Source organism: Salinivibrio sp. ML323 (assembly GCF_001995745.1).
GTDB classification, from domain to species: Bacteria; Pseudomonadota; Gammaproteobacteria; order Enterobacterales; family Vibrionaceae; genus Salinivibrio; species Salinivibrio kushneri.
On the sequence record NZ_MUES01000006.1, the window covers coordinates 123,848 to 143,136 of the forward strand.

The window sequence follows — 19,289 nt, forward strand, 5'->3', positions numbered from 1 at the left end:
TCTAGGCGGGTGAGGGTTGTAAGTTTCATCGAATTTTTCATTGGGCGATGTGGCACGTTGATCACCCAATGCCACTGCCATCTCAACTAGCCTACCGCCAATTTCGCCGCTTGCTGCCACATAAAGTTTGGCATCGGAGTGACTAGCTCCCACGTAATATCCATCGGCTGAGATCCGGTGTGCGAGATATAATTCACTTCGCCAAAATTCACAAATCCCATGGTACGTCCGTACTCATCTTTAGTTTGCTCTCGTACAAACAAAAACAGGCGCTTCCCTATCTTTTGATGTTGAATGTAATCTTTGCCTCGGCCTTTATCAGGGCGCGAGCTGTTTTGCGATTGCCAATGAAAGCGTGATGCGTTGATCGCATAATCGTGATACATGGTCGTCGGGGAAAATTGCTTTTCATTTTTATCCAAGGTGACAAATAACAGTTCGATGTTTTGATCTTTCAGCGGATAGAGCCCCTCTCGTGCAGGTGGCTGCCGCTCCAAGGTGGTAGCGCCAAACCCAACTAGAATTTGCTCACGCGCATATCGAGCATGGAGCCGCAATGGCACATCAGGCAAATCGTCCATCCTCAACTGCTCGTGCTTGGTTTGTGACAGTTTCCAGTCCAACACGTCCATTAATTCTGCGTTGATACCCAGCCGCCTTAACGCGGCAAAGCTTTGCGCAATGGATGAAAAGCCAAGAGCTGGCCCGGTTTGTTGCCAAACATCATAATGGCACATGAGTAGATGCCGTTCGCTACCCGTATCAGGCGCAAAGTCTGTTTGGCAAAGCTGCTTTAAAAACTGTAGATACGCATAATCATCAGTAGTTAAAATCCGCTGAAATATCGCTTTCTTGATTGTTTTAAATGCACTTTCATCAACAGGAGAATCATTGACCTGCAGATCTGCTTTGAACACCAATTCTGACCAGCAGCCTCGCTTGTATAGTTCGTTCAAATCAATATGCGGATACAAGGTTAGAAAGTTCGCTAGCGTCAGCGGCAGGTGGGTGTGCTGAGGATATTGCCGAACCATTGCCACTAAGCGCCTTAGCGTTAGCGACGCTTTGCGGATGTTATCCAAGACCATTTCTTGGGTGCGCTTCGTAAGCTCAATGCGACAGCCCAAAGGCGCATGAGGGAAGCCTTGTTCAATCTCACGGTTAATCGCTCGAGCGCTCTTGCCCACCAGCGCCCGAAACTTGTTTGCAAAGTCATACTCGGGACGCGAATGACCGACAAAGTCGAGGACGGTGCAGCACTCTTTGCCCTCGGCTAATCGTAAACCGCGGCCTAGCTGCTGAAGGAAAATGGTTAAACTCTCGGTGGGACGCAGAAACAATAAGGTATCCACTTCTGGGATATCGACCCCCTCGTTGAAAATATCAACCACACAAAGCACATTGACCTCACCGGCGCGCAGCAATTGCTGCTTTCGCTGGCGATCATGCCGATTGTCGCTGGTCAACACATCCGCCTTAAGCCCTTGCAGTGAAAACTGTTGAGCCATGTATTGAGCGTGTTCTTTACTCACACAAAAAGCGAGCGCTTTCATCCGGCTAAGATCCGTGATGATCTCGTTCATGCTGAGTAATATCTTATCCACCCGCGCTTGGTTGGAGGTATAGAGGTTAGTCAGCTGTGCAATATCATAGCGGCCACGCTGCCAAGGGATGGTCCGTAGATCGGTATCATCATCAATACCAAAATATTGGAATGGGCAAAGATGACGCCGATTAATCGCCTCTGGCAACCGAACCTCAGCCGCAATGACGCCACCAAAATCTGCGAGAATATCGCCGCCATCGTGACGCTCGGGTGTCGCCGTCAGACCCAGTAGTATTGACGGCGAAAAGTGGTTCAAAACCGCTCGATAACTGCTCGCGGCAATATGATGCACTTCATCAATCACAATGTAGTCATAGTAATCGGCCGTCAAGTTGAGCGTATCGAGCTGGTTGTTCAATGTTTGAATCGAGACAAACAGCTGACGGTAATGATCTGGCGTGTGACCACCGACCCACAGTTCGCCAAAGGTGCTGTTACGTAATACCCCCCGATAAGCCGCACGCGCCTGCTTAAGAATTTCTTCACGATGGGCTACAAATAGAAAGTTGGCATCAGGATGGGTTTTCAAAAAACGAGCAAAATCAAACGCAGAGATCAGTGTCTTACCAGTACCTGTTGCCGCCACCACTAAATTGCGAAAGCGTTGATGAGTCTGGCGCTCAACCGTCAGCTGCTCCAGAATTTCATGTTGGTGCGGGAAAGGAGAGAGCTCGAAGAAAAACGTAGTACCATCTTCTTCGCCACCGCGCTGCTGCCGAAGGGCTTGATTCAGTTTTTCGGTACTTTTTGCATCCCCGTCGAACCGCTCAAATTCATTCGACGCCCAATACGTTTCAAAGGTGCTGAGTGATTTATTGATAATATGGGGAATTTCTTGCGAGGTGATTTTGAGGTTCCACTCCAACCCATTCGTCAGTGCAGAATGTGAGAGGTTTGACGATCCGATATAACCGGTGTGATAGCCGGTCTCGCGTAAAAACAAATAGCTTTTTGCATGCAGACGTTCACGCTCGGTATTGTAGCTTAACTTCACCTCGGTATTAGGTAGGCTGGCTAAATACTCCACCGCTTTCGCGTCTGTCGCGCCCATGTATGACGTAGTGATGATCTTTAACTCGCGACCACTGCGGGTAAATTCTTCCAGCTCTTTACGAAAAATTCTTATCCCCGCCCACTTGATGAATGATACCAACCAATAGATTTTGTCTGCGGATAAAATCTCTCTTTTCAGCTCTGACTCCAATGAAAGGCCCGCATTACTGCCACAAAAAAGCTCACTTTGCGTTAAGCCGGTGAGTGGGAAAATACCTTGCACATAGCGCGCTAAATCAGACGCTATCGGGTTTTCAAACTCATAAAGGGCCGTCAGGATTTTCCCCTGACTCGCGAGCAAATTATCGTCGATAATGTCTTTATCGTGGATCTGGGTTTTCAGCCACAGCAAGAATTGGTTGGATAGTGTGATTTGCTGCGCTAGGCGATCATCACTGGCAGGCACGGCGTCGAGCACATGGTGCAAAACATGCGATAAAAAGCGAGACAACCAAACTGACGCCTCGTTGCTGGTAAGCGTCCGCTCGCCAACATAAAATCTTTCTCGATCAATACGGCTCTCAATAAGCTGCGTTACCAGCTGCTCGTAAATTCCGATCTGCTGCATTTTTTCCTTCCACGCTATAAGCCTGCATCACCTTACAAACCACGGATTGTAGGCGTTATGAAAGGTGAGGTGGACCCAATCATTTAAGCAAATCACTCAAGCGATTTAACAGTGCTTTACGACGCCTATTAGCTGTCACAAAGCGCTTTAACCGCTGTTCAAAGGACGCAGCATTATCGTGAAGCTGATAGGCCTCAAAGAGCTGATGTAAATAGCGTGACGCCGCATCATAGCCACTAGGACAAGTGCGATCCGCTTGCTCGTGCGCTTGCTGCCAGTAGTGATCACGCTGATTGTAGATGTCTGTTAAGGCTTTTTGTTTTTCTGCTTTTTCAATGGCTAGTTTTTTTGCAAGTGCCTCAGCTTGTTGTTGCTCAAACTGTCGTTGTGCGGTTGCAATATAGGGAGCCACGAGGTCGGGGTTTAACCAATACTGATAAGTTTCGTCTTTGTTGGCTGGTTCTTTTCGCGTCAGCGCTACGGCTTGGTGACGAGTTAATTGGCCTTGCTCAAACAACGTGCGTAATAGTGTGTTTTTCTCCGCTTCCGTGAGCGTTTTGAGCCAATCTTCAAACTGAAGCTGAGTGTGTTTGGCTGGGTGACTGGGCTGTTCATTCAGCACCATCGTAAGCGCTTTAACCCAAGGTAAGGGAATCGCATACAGCGCAGCAAAAGCCTGTAATCCTTCGCTAAGGCGCTCAAAATCGAATTGGATTAACGGTATCGCGTCAAGCTCATCATCGTCATCTACCGCTTTGAGCCACGCTAAGTACATAAGCCGCCAGTCACCTTGGATTAACTGATTGCGTAGACCGGGTAAATGCTGGAAAAAATCGTCAGCATCTCCATCATCAAAATACGCACCATACTCTTCGATAGAGAAAGTGAGCAATTGCCACTCATCGGTTTGACGAACCTTAAAACCATCGTTCGATAACCCAAGCATGGCATCGGGAATGGTCCCAACAGGTAGTTTGATGTAGGCATCCACCGAGCCCCAGTTGGCATAGTAAAAACCGATATCAAAGTGCTTTAGCATGATCTCATATGCCTTAGCCTTTAGATCGCTAAAGTTGTAAACCACCTGGAAAGACGTTGCCGTGATATCGGCTCGGCGTGAAATGGCTCTGAGTGCTTGGCGCGCGATGCTGTCTAAATGCCCATCTAAACGCTCGAATTTATAGTATTGATATTCGCTCACAATGTCCTGCTATCCGTTAAGGTGGAATTGAAAGGTTTGCTCCAACAGCGGCTGAGCCTGAGCGGTGAGCGCAATGGGTTCGCCGTTTATAAAACGCCTTGGATCCATCGTCACAAATCCCCAAAACTGCAAAAAGCGCGCAATAAATCGCGTTTCGATAAGTCCGCTTAACAACGCTTCCGGCGGGGCATAATCGTCCGTTGGGAACGCCTTTAACACATCAGGAAAAGCAACCATCACTTCTTGAGTAAGCTGATCGACGCTGTGATGCGCTTGTATGCGCCACAACATGAATACCCAAAAGGTGCGCAAATCAACATCGTATTCAAAGCTATCTAAATACGCCCAGTTATATTTGCCGGTTGCCGCTGCCAGCATCGGCTTAAAAAAGGCTTGCACGCCCATGTCTTGATACTGTTTTTGCGCCGTTTTTTTCACATGATAACGGCCGCTGCGTCGGTAGATAATACCGCTAATTTCGGCCAGCACGCGGGTATAGTGCAAGGCATTGAATTTGTCTTCGTTAAACCCAGCAAACTCGCTGATACTAATGTGGCGTTGGAATTGAGAAACTGAAAACTCAGGCAATAATTCACTGGCTTGTTTAACCAACTTAGCCGGTAAGTTGCCTTTGTTGGTTGCTTTAAAAGCACCGCCTTGCGCCATCGCATGTTCAAGCATCAGAGCCAAATATCGCATCACTGGGCTGGCGGAAAGATCGGCGGGTGTCGTGATCGTCACCCACTGTAATTGATCAAACGGCGCATAAAGCCAATTGGTCATTTGCGTGGGTGTCACACCACAAAAATCGGGATGAGGTTGATTATTGCGATCCTGCACTTGGCGCTGTAACACAGCATTGAGTTCATCGATACTCATACCTGGGTTATTCGCCAGCATGGTTTCAGCGTCATCAACGACTTGCGCATGTTGCTTAGACACGCCGTCCATACAACAACGTTTGAATTTTTTACCACTGCCACAAGGGCAAGGATCGTTGCGACCGAGCTTCATTACTGTCCTCTCTTATTTGTTATAGAAACAGCGCGGTATTTTCTTGTAAACGGTGATAAATTGCCAAACTGCTGCAAATAGCCGTCTGTATACTGGAAAAAAAACACCTTGCCGATTCTGAGCCAAGATCCCTACAGCAACCTGCTCTCCTGAACTTAACGTACGGGTGACAGTAAGCTTTTGCTGATGAAGCACCCCCAATGTTGGATATCCAACTACTGGGGGTTACCTCATTTTTACCAGAGGGGCCTGGGCGTGTACTTAACTCACCGCTTCAGGCTTTTTTTCGGCCACCGGTTGCTCGGCGCGACGCTTGTGTTTGCGGTATTTGGGGTGAGTGATCGGAATGGCAGAGAGTAACTTTTGCGTGTACTCGTGCTGCGGCTGATGGTAGACGGTTTCAGTCGGCCCTTCTTCCACCACATGACCAAAATACATCACCGCCACCTTATCGGAGATATGACGAACCACCGATAAGTCGTGCGAGATAAAAATCATCGCCAAGTTCATCTCTTGCTGGAGTTTCAGCAACAGATTAAGAATTTGTGCCTGCACCGACACATCCAAGGCGGAGACCGACTCATCACAAATAAGCAGTTTCGGTTTAAGGGCGATCGCCCGGGCAATACCAATCCGTTGGCGCTGACCGCCCGAAAACTCATGCGGATAGCGGTTAACCGCATCGTGGGGCAAGCCGACTTTGTCTAATAGCTCAAGCACCCACTGACGACGCTCTTTCGCGGTGCCTATATTGTGAATAATAAAGGGCTCTTCTAAGATCCCGCCGATGTTATGACGCTGGTTGAGCGACTCGAGCGGGTCTTGAAAGACAATCTGCATATCTTTACGCAGAGGCCGCATCTGACGTGGCGACAACTGGGTGATGTCTTTACCTTCAAAGAAAATTTTCCCTTCGGTCGGCTCAAACAGCTTAAGCATGGTACGGCCCAGGGTGCTTTTGCCACACCCCGACTCGCCCACCAGCCCGAGGGTTTCACCTTGTGACACCGACAGCGATACACCGTCGACGGCTTTAATGGTGTAGCCTTGACGAAGCAGGCCTTTGCCCGAGACAAAATGCTGCTTCAGATTTTCTACTCTGAGGACTTCCTTGCTCATCGCGTTCTCCTGCAACTATGTCGATGATGGCGCGGCATCAAAGTCTTCCAACGGGCGAATATCAATCATCTGCTTGGGTTGGTGGGTACGCCCCGGCATTAACCCCAGCAAACGCTTGGTATACGGATGGGCAGGGTTGTCAAATAAGGTAAAAATATCGGCCCGTTCGCGAATTTGCCCGTCGTACATCACCGCCACATCGTCACACACCTCGGCGACCACCCCCAGATCGTGAGTGATAAAAATCACCGCCATGCCGGTTTCTTCTTGCAGCTCGTTAATCAAGTCCAAAATCGAGGCCTGCACCGTCACATCCAAGGCGGTGGTTGGCTCATCACATATCAAGATATCGGGCTTACAGGCCAGTGCCATGGCAATCATGACCCGTTGGCGCATCCCACCAGACAGGTTGTGCGGATACTCATTGAGACGCTTTTCAGGCAATGGGATTTTTACCTTGGCCAGCATGTCCAGTGCACATGCCGCGCGCGCTTTTTTATCCAGCTCCGGGCGGTGCAACATCAAGACTTCATTGATTTGCCGACCCACGGTATGCACTGGGTTTAACGCTGTCATCGGGTCTTGAAAGATAATCGAGATCCGGTTGCCACGCATCGCATAGCGCTCTTTGGCGGGCAAGGTCACCAAGTCGGTTCCGCGGTACAAGATTTCGCCGCCCGTCACCTGGCCGTAAGGCTTAGGGAGCAGGCCCATAATTGACATTGCCGTGACACTTTTGCCGCTGCCCGACTCGCCCACCAAGCCGAGCGTGCGCCCGGCTTTGACCTCAAAGCTTACCCCGTGAAGTACCTCACGGGGGCCATCGTCAGTGGTAAAATTAACGGTCAAATCCTTAACCGAAAGAATGACATCCTGCGTCATAATCGCCTCTACAGCTTGTATCTGTCATCAATGATGGTCACCGGCTCAAAGACCTTGCCGTCGTCCATGGCCTCTTCGGTGGCTTCTTTCATCTCTTGATCAATCCAGAAGGTGCCAAAACCCATCACGCGGCCACTGGTGACCATGTTTTCGGTGCGCTTGGTCATCGCGTTGTCTGGGATTTGTACATAACGCCAGAAGCCTTGACGCACATACGGCACCATGTAGCCAGGTACAATCACACTGGCTTCTGAGATCTTAGCGCGGATCTGGTGCGACAGCTGGTATTTCTTCGCCATATCGAACTCAGTTTTGTACGCCATGATCAGCTTATCCAGCGCTGGGGAGCTATAATTGGTATGGTTGTTGGTTTGCTTTTTATTGGCGTTATCCGAGTGGAAGTACTCCCAATAAGCTGGGATTTCTGCGGTGCCCATATTAAGAAACGCCAGTTGATGCTTTTTCTCCAGCACGTATTTAAACGCCGATGAGCCATCAACCAGGTGAATGGTAAAGTCCAACCCTGCTTTTTTCGCTTGCTCTTTCAAGTAAGCAATGCGTGGCGTATGCTGCTGATACCCATAAGTGATGGCAAAGCTTAAACGCTCGCCTTTGTCGTTGACACGAATACCATCCGGGCCCACTTGGTCAAAGCCGGCTTTTTTGAAATAACTGATCGCTTTTTCAGGATCAAACGCTGGCGGTGTCGCACCATCGTTGTCATATTCACCATGACCAAAGCCCATCGCATGCGGTTTACGCGAGTAATCGCCACGGGTGATCTTTTCAATCATGCCGTCAAAATCGGTGGCATAGAGAATACCTTTGCGTACATTAATGTCATCCAGCATTGGCATGGCCGAGTTCATCCACAAACCGCCCGCGCCAACCGGCATTTCGTTATACCCCCAGAACTTGGTGATATAGCCTTTTTTATAGGGTTCAGATTGGGTTTTTTCATGCCAGATATCTGGAAGTACCAAATCGAACACATCCAAGTTGCCTTTTTCAAAGTGCTTCATGGCGATATCATTATCACGGATCACCCGCAGACGGATCTTATCGACGTTATAACGGTGTTGATAATAGGGGTTGGTGTAGCCCCACCAGTCATCCACATGCTCAAAGGTGACGCTACGGCCTTTTTGCACCCGCGCTAACTCGTACGGGCCCACGGTGGGGGTCGCTTTGAAGTTATAGCGACGTACAAAGTCGTCGGCAATGCCATCTTGATTGTCATCTTTACGCGGATTGGCGTAAAAGTGCGCCGGACGTGGGACCAAGCTACCCAAGGTATACATCAGATCTTCGTCACTTTTCTCTATTGCGGTCGATATCGCAATGGTGTGTTGATCAATTTTCTCTACCCCACCAATGGTGTTGGTGTAATAGTCGTTGTACCAAGGCGCAACAATGTCTTTCGAGCGGTAGAACTGCATCATAAAGACAAAATCATCGGCGGTGACGGGCTCGCCATCCGACCAGGTTGCCTCAGGGTTGAGCTTAAAATAAATGGTTTTATTATCGTCGCCATAGGCCCACTCGTTGGCCAAATCCGGGATCCATGCCAGTGTATCTGGGTGGCGCTTTACCAGTGAGGGCATTTCATCAAGAAAGTAACTGCGCAGGCCTGAGTTTGAATCCGGCCCCACAGTGCGTAATGTCTGCGGAAAACTCTGCAAGTGGGTACGCAAGGTACCGCCGCGCTTGGCGTCGGGAGAGCCGATTTTAGGCGCATCCCAGTTAGTTTGCCAATTGAGGTTTTCAGGCAAATCCGCCGCCCAGCCAGTCAGGCTAAGCATTGAGATTGAGGTCGCAAGGATCAGTTTTTTCATCGTGATTTCCTTATCGTGATTCAAACATTGCACATTGTGTTTAACGTTAGTCGTAACGGGTGAATTTTTTCGGGTCGAACGCAGCGCGAACCGCTTCACCAATGAAGGTCACCATCACCAATACCACCACCAGTGAGGTCACCACAGACGCAACAATCCATGGCGCGTCCAAATTTGATTTGCCTTGCTGCAACAGCTCGCCCCAACTGGGTGTCGGTGGCATCAGTCCTAGGCCAAGATAATCCAGCGCCGTTAGCGCGGTGATATTGAGGGCGATGGTAAAGGGCGCCAAGGTCACAATCATCACCATGGTGTTGGGCAAAATATGCCGGAATAAGATACGGCTAGTTGAGGCACCCAACGCGCGCGCGGCCATCACATAATCACGCGCTGATTCTTTGTACGTCATGGTGCGCATATACCAGGTGATCGCCATCCAGCCGAATAGCACATTAATCGCAACGAACAGGGCAAAGGTGGGCTGAAGAATCGAAACCAGAATCATGATCACGTACAAAAACGGCACCATCGACCAGATTTCGATAAAGCGTTGGAAGAAAAGGTCAAACTTGCCGCCCCAAAAGCCCATCGCACAGCCGACGGCTGTACCAATCGCATAGGAAGCGGCCATGGTGAGTAACGCAAAACCCATGGCGATACGAAAGCCGTACACCAAGCGAGCGAGAATGTCGCGGCCAATCTCATCGGTACCGAGGTAATGCTGATGCTCAGCGCTCGGCGCTGTCGGCGGGAAGTCACCGCTAAAGTCTTGCTCAAGCGGGTTCCACGGCACTAGGGGCATCACCACATAATTGTCACCGCCTTGCGCGGCAAAGGCTTTCGCGAGCTGACGATAGTTGGCCTCACTGGTTCCTACCTGCCCAAAATCGCTCGCCAAGTACACATCACTCAGTACGGGGAAATAATACTCGCCGCCGTATTTGACCATTAATGCTTTGCTATTGATAAAAAGCTCAGCAATCAGCGATAACACCAACATGGTGGTCAAGATAATAAACGACCAGTAACCGCGTTTAATTTGCTTAAAGCTGCGGATTTTCTTTTGAGTTAAAGGGCTAAACGTCAACATATCAAGATCCAAACTTCACGCGAGGGTCAACCAAGGCAACACAGATATCGGAGATAATGTTGCCGGCCAGCAGCAATAGCGCATTGATGGCGACAATACCCATCACCACCGGATAGTCACGCTCCATAATCGACTCATAGCCAAGTAAGCCGATACCATTGATGTTGAAAATCACTTCAATCAAAAACGCGCCGGTCATAAAAAACAATAACGAGTTGCCAAAATGGCTAGCAACCGGGATCAAGCTGTTGCGCAGCGCGTGCTTGCGCACCGCCGAGCGGAACGGTAACCCTTTGGCAATCGCAGTGCGGATGTAATCCGCCGAGAGGTTTTCCATCAGGTTGTTTTTCATCGTCATGGTCAGGGTGGCAAAATCACCAATCAGATAACAAATCAGCGGCAGTACCGCATGCCACATCACATCTTTGGCGCGTTCCCAAAAACTGGTAGCGTCGTAGTAAGCATCGCCAACAAAGCCCCCCATCGGGAACCATTCGAGGTGATAGCTAAATAAGGTGATCAGCAATACCCCCACCACATAGCCAGGTAAGGCAAACCCGATAAAGATCAGTACCGAGGAGGAAGAATCAAACACCGAGCCGTGTTTGAGGGCTTTGTAATAACCGAGCGGAAGAGAGATAAAATAACTGATAAAGAAGGTCATGCCGCCGTAAAACAAGGAGACGGGCAGACGCTCGGCAATCATGTCGGTAACCGGCTCGTAATAGCGAGTCGACTCACCCAAATCGAAGTTGGCCAGTTTGCCCAGCCAATCGACATAGGCTTCTAGAACGGGTTTATCGAGGCCGTAAAATGCCTTGAGTTCAGCAATCTGATCGTCCGATAACGCCGAGCTGTCACCAGCACGCTGCAAGCTCGAGCCGCCATCGGCTTGTGCCTGCATTTGCGTCATCATTCGTTCGACCGGCCCACCCGGTACTAGGCGAGTTATACCGAAAATCAAAATGGTAATGCCAAGAAATGTCGGGATCACCAACAGTAACCGGCGTAAAAAGTACGACAGCATAGTCCACTACTCCCTGTCCACTGTCTGATATTTTTGCAGGTCATGGAACCTGCCGTTGTGCTCTCTTGGCCATCCTAAGCACTGAAAGCAACAATACGTATTACACACTTACATAATATGGTCTATATTTATCTTGAATTTTGGTCACGATCAACGATAACAGCCTGTCAAAAGTAATTTTTTTGCTAAAAAGCAGCGAAAGTCATGCCGTTTCTCTACTGCGTTGTACTAGCTTTTTTATCACTAAAAGCAATAAATATTTCACTCAATAGTCACAAAAGTTTGGTTTAAAATGCAATAAAACTGACATTTCACCTAAATATTATGTCTTCTCATCACTTCACGCACTAATAACCCACCGTGACTGCCTGTCTTGATAAAAAGGCAAACCCTTCTCCGGCCTCACCTCACTCTCATATTCATTCACCAAGATTATCGCGTCAGTAATAGTGATTTATTTCACCATGAAACTTAACCACCAGCACAAATCACTGACATCAATTATTATGTGCAGTAGCGCCCCTAAACGCCCTCATACACTTAGTATCAGGWGCTCAAGCACTGAATACCCGCATTCATTAGGGGTTGGTAATTTTCAGCAATCCTCTACAATTGGTGCGACTATGCCGAGCATGCCAATGCTCGGCTTTTTTCCCTTTATTAACGCAAAGAGTGCCTGATGGAGTCTGCTTCTCGCGCAAAGCGCTTGTTCTCGACCACCCTCCCCATGCTGTTTGGTGTGCTGTCGCTGATGAGTTTTCAACTTGTCGATAGTGCCTTCATTGGTCAGTTGGGCGTGCTCCCCCTCGCGGCGCAAGGCTTCACTTTGCCGATTCAGATGATCATTATCGGCATTCAAGTCGGACTCGGGATTGCGACCACGGCGGTGATCTCGCGCGCGATCGGGGCCGATCAGTGTCACTATGCCCAACAACTAGGCGGGCTGATTTTATTTATTGGCACCACAGGCGTGGCATTGTTTGCCGGCTTGCTCTATGCCTTACGCCACCCGATCTTGATGTTGCTCGATGCGCCAGACAAGGTATTTCCGGTGATTGATAGTTATTGGCAAATTTGGCTCGTCAGTGCCTGGACAGGGGCGGTGCTTTACTTCTTCTATAGCTTGGCTCGCGCTAATGGCAACACCATGTTGCCCGGCTCCATGATGGTGGTTACCAGCTTATTAAACCTTATCCTCGATCCTATCTTTATTTTTTGGCTCGATTGGGGCATCAATGGCGCGGCGGTGGCTACTCTGATTGCTTTTGGCACTGGCATTGCCATTGTCGCGCCCCGCGTGTTTAGTAAAGGTTGGGTTTCGTTTGACTGGCAGGACTTAAACATTAAACAAAGTGTGGGTTCGATTGGGCATATTATGGGGCCAGCGATGATAAGCCAGCTGCTGCCGCCTGTGTCATCCATGCTGGCCACCAAGCTGCTCGCCAGCTTTGGCTCAGCGGCAGTGGCCGCCTGGGCATTGGGTTCACGCTTTGAATTCTTTGCCATTGTCTCGGTGCTGGCGCTGACTATGTCGATGCCCCCCATGGTGGGTCGTTTGCTGGGTAAAGGCGATCTGACCGAAGTGCGCCATTTGGTCAAGTTAGCCTGTCAGTTTATTCTCGGCTTTCAATTGCTGATTGCCGTGGTGACCTGGCTTGCTGCCGCTCCCCTCGCCGATTTGATGACCAGCGATCAACAAGTCACCAATATCTTGTACACTCACCTTACGCTAGTGCCGTTTAGCCTGGGCGCGCTAGGGGTGTGTATGTTGATGGTGTCGATTACCAATGCATTGGGCCGCTCATACACCGCGCTGACCATTTCTGCGCTTCGCCTATTTGCGTTTTTCCTGCCCTGCCTCTGGCTGGGGGCACAAATTGGCGAGCTGTTTGGCCTGTTTGCCGGTGCCTTAATCGGTAACCTCCTTGCGGGCGCAGTGGCTTATGCCATGTACCGACGTACGCTGGCTAAACTAATGGCGAGCGAGTAGATAGCCAAAAAGTTAACCTTGGGGCATCGGCTCAGTCGCACACAGACACGCCGTCAATCCATCCCTGGAGGCTCCGCCGCGCCATCCATGGCGCGGAGGGTCTGCTTAGCGAAATAAGCCGAACCGAACCCTCTCTAGCGTTTGCCCCCAACGAAAAAAGCCCGCTAATAAAAGGCGGGCTCAAAGGGTAAATACAGTTAACGCGCCGGGTTAATAACCCAGTTGCGTTAAGGTCGCTTCAATGTCTTTACCGTCGCTGTCGGTTAAGGCTTTGACCGCCACGTTAGGACGGTTGGTAAAGAAGCCATCCACGCCGCGCTCACGGTAACGGATCAAATCTTCGCGATCGTCCAAGGTATACATGTGCATCAGCAAGCCTTTTTCATGGCTCATGTCCACCATCCATTTCTTCGCCAGATCCATATAGCTAAACTGGCTTGACCAAGCATCATCAAAGTTGGCTTGGGTGCCTGAAGGGCCTACACCAATGGCACCGTGCTCCTTGGCATAATCCAACCACTCTGCGTAGTCCGCTTTCGAGGCCACTTCTTGACGCGCGTAGTACTGGGCGTAGGACTCATCATCCGCTTTCGGTGCGCTATCTTTGGTGGGAATATAGCCATCACCTGCCCATAGCAGCAAGATTTTTGGCACATTCGGCATCACATCTTGCAATGTTTCAAGGCTCGATTTGTTAAAAGTCTGCAGGATCACTTTGCCTTTGGCGTCGTCATCTAACCAACCATGCTCGGTCAAGTCTTGCTTCAAATCCTGCTCAATCCCTGGGAAGAATTCAGGCACCTTGGTTTCAATATAAAGCCCAGGCTGGTGCGCACAGTCTTCCGCGATTTCACGTACCTGATCCAGCGTCACTAGCTTCAAGCCGCGGAAGCTTTCACGCGCACGCTCTGGGTATGACTGATTAAACCAGCTGCCCGCATCCAGCTTTTCTAGCTCTGCCCAAGTAAAGGTATTGACCGGGTCGCCGGCACGCTCAGGATAGACTGTCTCAATATTGGTGTTGCGCTTAAGGTTGTCGTCATGCACCGCGATCAGTTTGCCGTCTTTTGTGCGCTGCAGGTCAAGCTCGAGATAATCGGCGCCCACTTCACAGGCAAGTTGGTAGGCCGGCAAGGTCGACTCTGGCGCATTGTAAGAGTCACCACGGTGAGCAATCACCGCATGATCAGCAATGCCAAGTTGTTCGCTAAGCGCACTGTCACTGGCTTGAGCAAAAGAAGAGAAGGATACGGCACTGGCTACACTCAGGGCGGCAACAGTCACGCTCAGGGTCGTTTTTGATGATGTGTTCAACGGAAACTCCTTAATGTCGTTGAAATTAGCGAGATAATTAAACGCTTGTTCAATTATCGAGACAGCATAGCAAAACCCTGATTCAAAGCGAAAAAAACTAAAAACGCCCACAACAACGTGGGCGTTAGCACGGTTAAGAGGCCAGCGGCCAGAGTGACTCAACCGCCTGCAGAGGGCGTTGGTCGGGATTGGATAAATAGTGGGGGCGCGGTGGCAACCCACTAAATGGCGTCACCGGTTTATTCTCCACACTGTTATAGACAAACATTAAAATCGAACGTGGGTCGTTGGCGATATTATCGGGCGAGCCATGCATCAAGTTACAATCATGGAACACCAAGGTACCGGCTTGTCCCGTTACCGAGGCAATGCCATTGTCTTCTAACAATGCCTCCATGGTCTCTGGCTTAGGCACGCCCAGCATTTGTTTTTTCAGCGACTGCTGATAGTTCTTCTCGCCGGTATTGCCTTCACAAGACGCATAGTGATGGTGCGAGCCGGGGATCACATACAAAGGCCCATTATGCTCGGTGTTATCGGTTAACATCAGCCATACAGTCACGGCTCGCATCCGTGGCATTCCATCCTCAACGTGCCAAGTCTCGAAGTCAGAATGCCAAGGAAACGACTTGCCTTTAAACGCAGGCTTAATATTGACGCGCGATTGCATCAAATATGCATCCGAGCCCAAAATTTGCCGAACTTTATTGAGAATGCGCGGATCACGTGAGAAGCGATCAATTAAGTCACTGTAGGCAAAGGGTTTAAAAATAGTACGCAGCTCGTCACTATCCGGCTCGGTATATAGCTCTTCATAGCCGGCCATATCATCGCGTAAACGGGCGATTTCACGTTTAAGCGGTGCCACCATTTCCGGCATATAGTCATTCATCACCAAAAAGCCTTGGCGATCAAACGTATCCAGCTCGTGCGGGCTTAAGCTATGTGGTACCTCTGGCTGCGCACCGCCGTACACAACAGGGTCTAGACGTGGGGAGAGGGTTTCTTTTCCATTGACGCGTGAGGGATACAAATCGGGTGTACCTTCCATTATTGACACCTCCTTCATGTCGTTCGTTTTTTAGTGATATCTTCTCGCTGTTTAAGGCCCTAAAGGGCGTGAATTGCGCACAACACAAATGTGGGTGACTGATTGAAAATCAACCCCCAACGCGTGCTATGCATCTTCTTGGATAACGGCGACCTACCCTATCAGCTCAGCATCGAACAGTGAACCTTTGTCACACCACAACCTCATCATGCCTCTCGAAGGATCCTGCGGATCGCTTTCACACCGTTCCCGTTCAAATCCTAATGAGTTCGTGCTACCCTGCGCACCTCCCACGGGGAACAACTATCTATTCGTCGATCGACGCCTGTACGTATACGCTATACTGCGGATGGGCATCAGCCAGTGAAAGTGATCAATCCATGAGCCAAGGTACGCTTTACATTGTTTCCGCCCCAAGTGGTGCGGGCAAATCTAGTCTGATTTCAGCGCTGCTGAATGATAACCCTCGCTATGACATGAAAGTGTCTGTGTCTCACACGACGCGCGCTATGCGTCCTGGTGAAGAAAACGGTGTGCATTATCATTTTGTCTCCGAGGAAGAATTTCAGTCACTGATTGCACAGGAAGCGTTCTTAGAGCACGCGCAAGTGTTTGGCAATTATTACGGCACCTCGCGCGTATGGATTGAAAAAATGCTTAATAATGGTGTCGATATTTTTCTCGATATCGATTGGCAAGGCGCTGAGCAAATTCGTCAGCAAATGCCGAACAGCAAGAGTATTTTCATTTTGCCACCCAGCCGTGAAGAGTTAGAACGACGCCTCACGACACGTGGTCAAGACAGTGAGGAAGTGATTGCGCAACGCATGCAGGAAGCACGCACCGAGATCTCTCACTATGCTGATTATGATTACCTGATTATTAATGATGACTTTGATGTCGCATTGATGGATATTAAGGCCATCATCCGTGCCGAGCGGATGGCACAAGCCAAACAAGCCAGCAAGTATCATGCAATGATCGACGAACTGTTGGCTGACTAACCACCACATTGAGACGTGGCCATTGCCCCAGCCAACGCTGGCAATAGGTCGCGGCCTTTTGTATACTTTTCGGTCATTTTGAATGACCTATTGATGACATAGCTGGAGTCCTTCATGGCACGCGTAACTGTTCAAGACGCCGTTGAAAAAATTGGTAACCGCTTCGATCTCGTTCTGGTTGCGGCTCGCCGCGCCCGTCAAATGCAAACGGGCGGCAAAGATGCCCTCGTCGCAGAAGAAAACGACAAGTACACAGTGATCTCTTTGCGTGAAGTTGAAGAAGGACTGATCAACAAAGAAGTCCTCGACGCACGTGAGCGTCAGGAGAAGCAAGAGCAAGAAGCCGCTGAAATGGCCGCGGTAAGCACCATTTCTGGTCAACGTTAAACGCTGCATTTATCAGGGACAGGCCGTTTGTATCTATTTGATAGCCTGAAAGAAGTTGCTAGCCAGTATTTGCCGGAGTCACAGCTTGAAGCGCTTCGGCAAGCTTATCTAGTAGCCAGGGATGCCCACGACGGGCAAACTCGCTCAACCGGCGAACCTTATATTATTCACCCCATCGCGGTAGCACGGATCTTGGCAGAAATGCGCTTGGACTGTGAAACCTTGATGGCGGCATTGCTGCATGATGTGATTGAGGACACTGAGGTGACCAAAGACGATCTGCAGCAACGCTTTGGTGATGTGGTAGCCGACTTGGTGGACGGGGTGTCTAAGCTTGATAAGCTTAAATTCCGCGATCGCAAAGAGGCCCAGGCCGAGAACTTCCGCAAAATGGTCATGGCGATGGCCCATGACATTCGCGTGATCCTGATAAAACTGAGTGACCGCACCCACAATATGCGTACCTTGGGCGCCCTACGCCCAGATAAAAAGCGCCGTATCGCCCGTGAAACGCTAGAAATCTTCGCGCCCCTCGCCCATCGTCTGGGTATCCATAATATAAAAGTCGAGCTTGAAGAGCTCGGCTTTGAGGCCTTGTACCCCAATCGCTACCGCGTGCTTAAAAAGGTGATCGCGCAAGCGCGGGGCAACCGCAAAGAGATGATCCAAAAAATCCATGCGGAAATTGAAGGCCGCTTGGAAGATGCAGGAATTAAAGCCCGTGTGTTGGGCCGAGAGAAAAATCTCTACTCCATCTATAACAAGATGAAGAACAAAGAGCAGCGTTTCCACACCATCATGGATTTATACGCGTTTCGGGTGATTGTGGGTGATCTCGATACCTGCTACCGCGTGCTGGGGCAAATGCATAACTTGTATAAGCCACGCCCAGGCCGGCTCAAAGACTATATCGCGGTGCCCAAAGCCAACGGATACCAGTCACTGCACACCTCTATGATTGGCCCACATGGTGTCCCGGTGGAAGTACAAATTCGTACCGAAGACATGGATCAAATGGCGGATAAAGGGGTCGCGGCACACTGGGCGTACAAAAGTGGCACCGACAGACCCTCTGGCACCACCGCGCAAAAACGGGCGCAGCGTTGGATGCAGAACATTATCGAGCTGCAGCAAAGCGCCGGCAGCTCGTTCGAATTTATCGAGAGCGTCAAATCGGATCTCTTCCCTGACGAGCTGTACGTCTTTACCCCCAAAGGGCGGATTGTCGAGCTGCCTGTCGATGCCACCGCGGTCGACTTTGCCTATGCCGTCCACACCGATGTCGGCAACACCTGTGTTGGGGCAAGGGTTAATCGTCAGCCTTACCCGCTGAGCCAGCCGCTCAAAAATGGTCAAACGGTTGAGATTATCACCGCACCGGGGGCGCGTCCGAATGCCGCTTGGCTTAACTATGTGGTCACCGCGCGAGCACGAACGAAAWTCCGTCAGGTGTTAAAAACCATGCGCCGAGAAGAGTCGGTCACCCTAGGGCGTCGCCTGCTCAATCACGCGCTCGGAGAGAAAAATCTAGCGGATATTAATCCTGAACGCGTTGACGCTGTACTGAGCGACTTGAAGCTCAAAACCAGTGACGACTTACTGGCATCGATTGGTCTTGGCGAACTCATGAGCGTGGTGATCGCTCGTCGCTTGCTAGATCAAGATCCGGCCGCCCCTACCGAGGGCAAAATGCCGATTCGCGGGGCAGATGGCATCTTGGTCACTTATGCCAATTGCTGTCGTCCTATCCCAGGTGACCCCATCATTGCGCATGTCAGCCCAGGTAAAGGCTTGGTTATCCACCGTGAAACCTGTGCTAACATCCGCGGCCACCGCCAAGAGCCGGATAAATATATGCCGGTCGAGTGGGCGGACGATTTTGAACAAGAGTTCAGCACCCGGGTACGCGTGGATATGCAAAACCACCAGGGAGCATTGGCCGACCTCACCAACACCATCGCCGCAACCGGATCCAATATCCAAGGGTTAACCACCGAAGAGCGTGATGGTCGCCTATACACTATCTTTGTTCGCTTAACGACCAAAGACAGAGTGCATTTGGCCAACATTATGCGTCGCCTTCGCGTGATGCCTAATGTGGTGAAAGTAAGCCGCCAGAAAAACTGAGTGCCCCAACCCATCATTACC

General features: G+C 50.1%; 14 protein-coding genes. 4 read left to right on the top strand and 10 right to left on the bottom strand.

Features of this window, described 5'->3' with window-relative positions:
* Positions 1–86: 86 nt before the first annotated feature.
* The 8 genes from BZG13_RS06400 to BZG13_RS06435 form a co-directional block, all read right to left on the bottom strand.
* On the bottom strand, positions 87–3,227 hold the full coding sequence (locus BZG13_RS06400; RefSeq protein ID WP_077485902.1) for a DUF3427 domain-containing protein: 3,141 nt from the start codon (positions 3,225–3,227) through the stop codon (positions 87–89).
* Positions 3,228–3,306: 79 nt separating this feature from the next.
* Positions 3,307–4,428, bottom strand: a complete 1,122-nt coding sequence (locus BZG13_RS06405; protein WP_077485904.1) for a hypothetical protein — start codon at positions 4,426–4,428, stop codon at positions 3,307–3,309.
* Positions 4,429–4,437: 9 nt separating this feature from the next.
* Positions 4,438–5,442 carry a YecA family protein gene (locus BZG13_RS06410; protein ID WP_077485906.1) on the bottom strand — a complete coding sequence of 335 codons (1,005 nt, stop codon included), beginning with the start codon at positions 5,440–5,442 and terminating at the stop codon, positions 4,438–4,440.
* 261 nt (positions 5,443–5,703) lie between these two features.
* On the bottom strand, positions 5,704–6,561 hold the full coding sequence (locus BZG13_RS06415) for an ABC transporter ATP-binding protein (protein ID WP_077485908.1): 858 nt from the start codon (positions 6,559–6,561) through the stop codon (positions 5,704–5,706).
* 15 nt (positions 6,562–6,576) lie between these two features.
* The gene (locus BZG13_RS06420; RefSeq protein ID WP_077485910.1) at positions 6,577–7,443 is read right to left on the bottom strand and encodes an ABC transporter ATP-binding protein; all 867 of its coding nucleotides are present in this window, start codon (positions 7,441–7,443) and stop codon (positions 6,577–6,579) included.
* Between the two features lie 8 nt (positions 7,444–7,451).
* Positions 7,452–9,278 carry an extracellular solute-binding protein gene (locus tag BZG13_RS06425; RefSeq protein WP_077485912.1) on the bottom strand — a complete coding sequence of 609 codons (1,827 nt, stop codon included), beginning with the start codon at positions 9,276–9,278 and terminating at the stop codon, positions 7,452–7,454.
* Between the two features lie 46 nt (positions 9,279–9,324).
* The gene (locus tag BZG13_RS06430) at positions 9,325–10,368 is read right to left on the bottom strand and encodes an ABC transporter permease (protein WP_077485914.1); all 1,044 of its coding nucleotides are present in this window, start codon (positions 10,366–10,368) and stop codon (positions 9,325–9,327) included.
* Between the two features lies 1 nt (position 10,369).
* Entirely contained in the window at positions 10,370–11,395 is a 1,026-nt protein-coding gene (locus BZG13_RS06435; RefSeq protein ID WP_077485916.1) for an ABC transporter permease subunit, read from the bottom strand.
* Positions 11,396–12,074: 679 nt separating this feature from the next.
* Between BZG13_RS06435 and BZG13_RS06440 the strand changes: the two genes are divergently transcribed.
* Complete coding sequence (locus tag BZG13_RS06440; RefSeq protein ID WP_077485918.1) at positions 12,075–13,385, top strand: MATE family efflux transporter; 1,311 nt, start codon at positions 12,075–12,077, stop codon at positions 13,383–13,385.
* Between the two features lie 210 nt (positions 13,386–13,595).
* Here the strand turns inward: BZG13_RS06440 and BZG13_RS06445 are convergent, their stop codons facing one another.
* On the bottom strand, positions 13,596–14,699 hold the full coding sequence (locus BZG13_RS06445) for a glycerophosphodiester phosphodiesterase (RefSeq protein ID WP_077485920.1): 1,104 nt from the start codon (positions 14,697–14,699) through the stop codon (positions 13,596–13,598).
* A 133-nt stretch (positions 14,700–14,832) separates the two neighbouring features.
* A complete protein-coding gene (locus BZG13_RS06450; RefSeq protein ID WP_077485922.1) occupies positions 14,833–15,750 on the bottom strand; it encodes a phytanoyl-CoA dioxygenase family protein in 918 nt (305 codons plus the stop codon).
* 380 nt (positions 15,751–16,130) lie between these two features.
* Between BZG13_RS06450 and gmk the strand changes: the two genes are divergently transcribed.
* The 3 genes from gmk to spoT all read left to right on the top strand — a co-directional run bounded on the left by gmk (position 16,131) and on the right by spoT (position 19,268).
* Complete coding sequence (gmk, locus tag BZG13_RS06455; RefSeq protein ID WP_077456769.1) at positions 16,131–16,754, top strand: guanylate kinase; 624 nt, start codon at positions 16,131–16,133, stop codon at positions 16,752–16,754.
* Between the two features lie 114 nt (positions 16,755–16,868).
* Complete coding sequence (gene rpoZ / locus BZG13_RS06460; protein WP_046074663.1) at positions 16,869–17,141, top strand: DNA-directed RNA polymerase subunit omega; 273 nt, start codon at positions 16,869–16,871, stop codon at positions 17,139–17,141.
* A gap of 27 nt (positions 17,142–17,168) precedes the next feature.
* Positions 17,169–19,268, top strand: coding sequence for a bifunctional GTP diphosphokinase/guanosine-3',5'-bis pyrophosphate 3'-pyrophosphohydrolase (spoT, locus tag BZG13_RS06465; protein ID WP_077485923.1), 2,100 nt, complete (start codon positions 17,169–17,171; stop codon positions 19,266–19,268).
* The last annotated feature ends 21 nt before the right edge of the window (positions 19,269–19,289 follow it).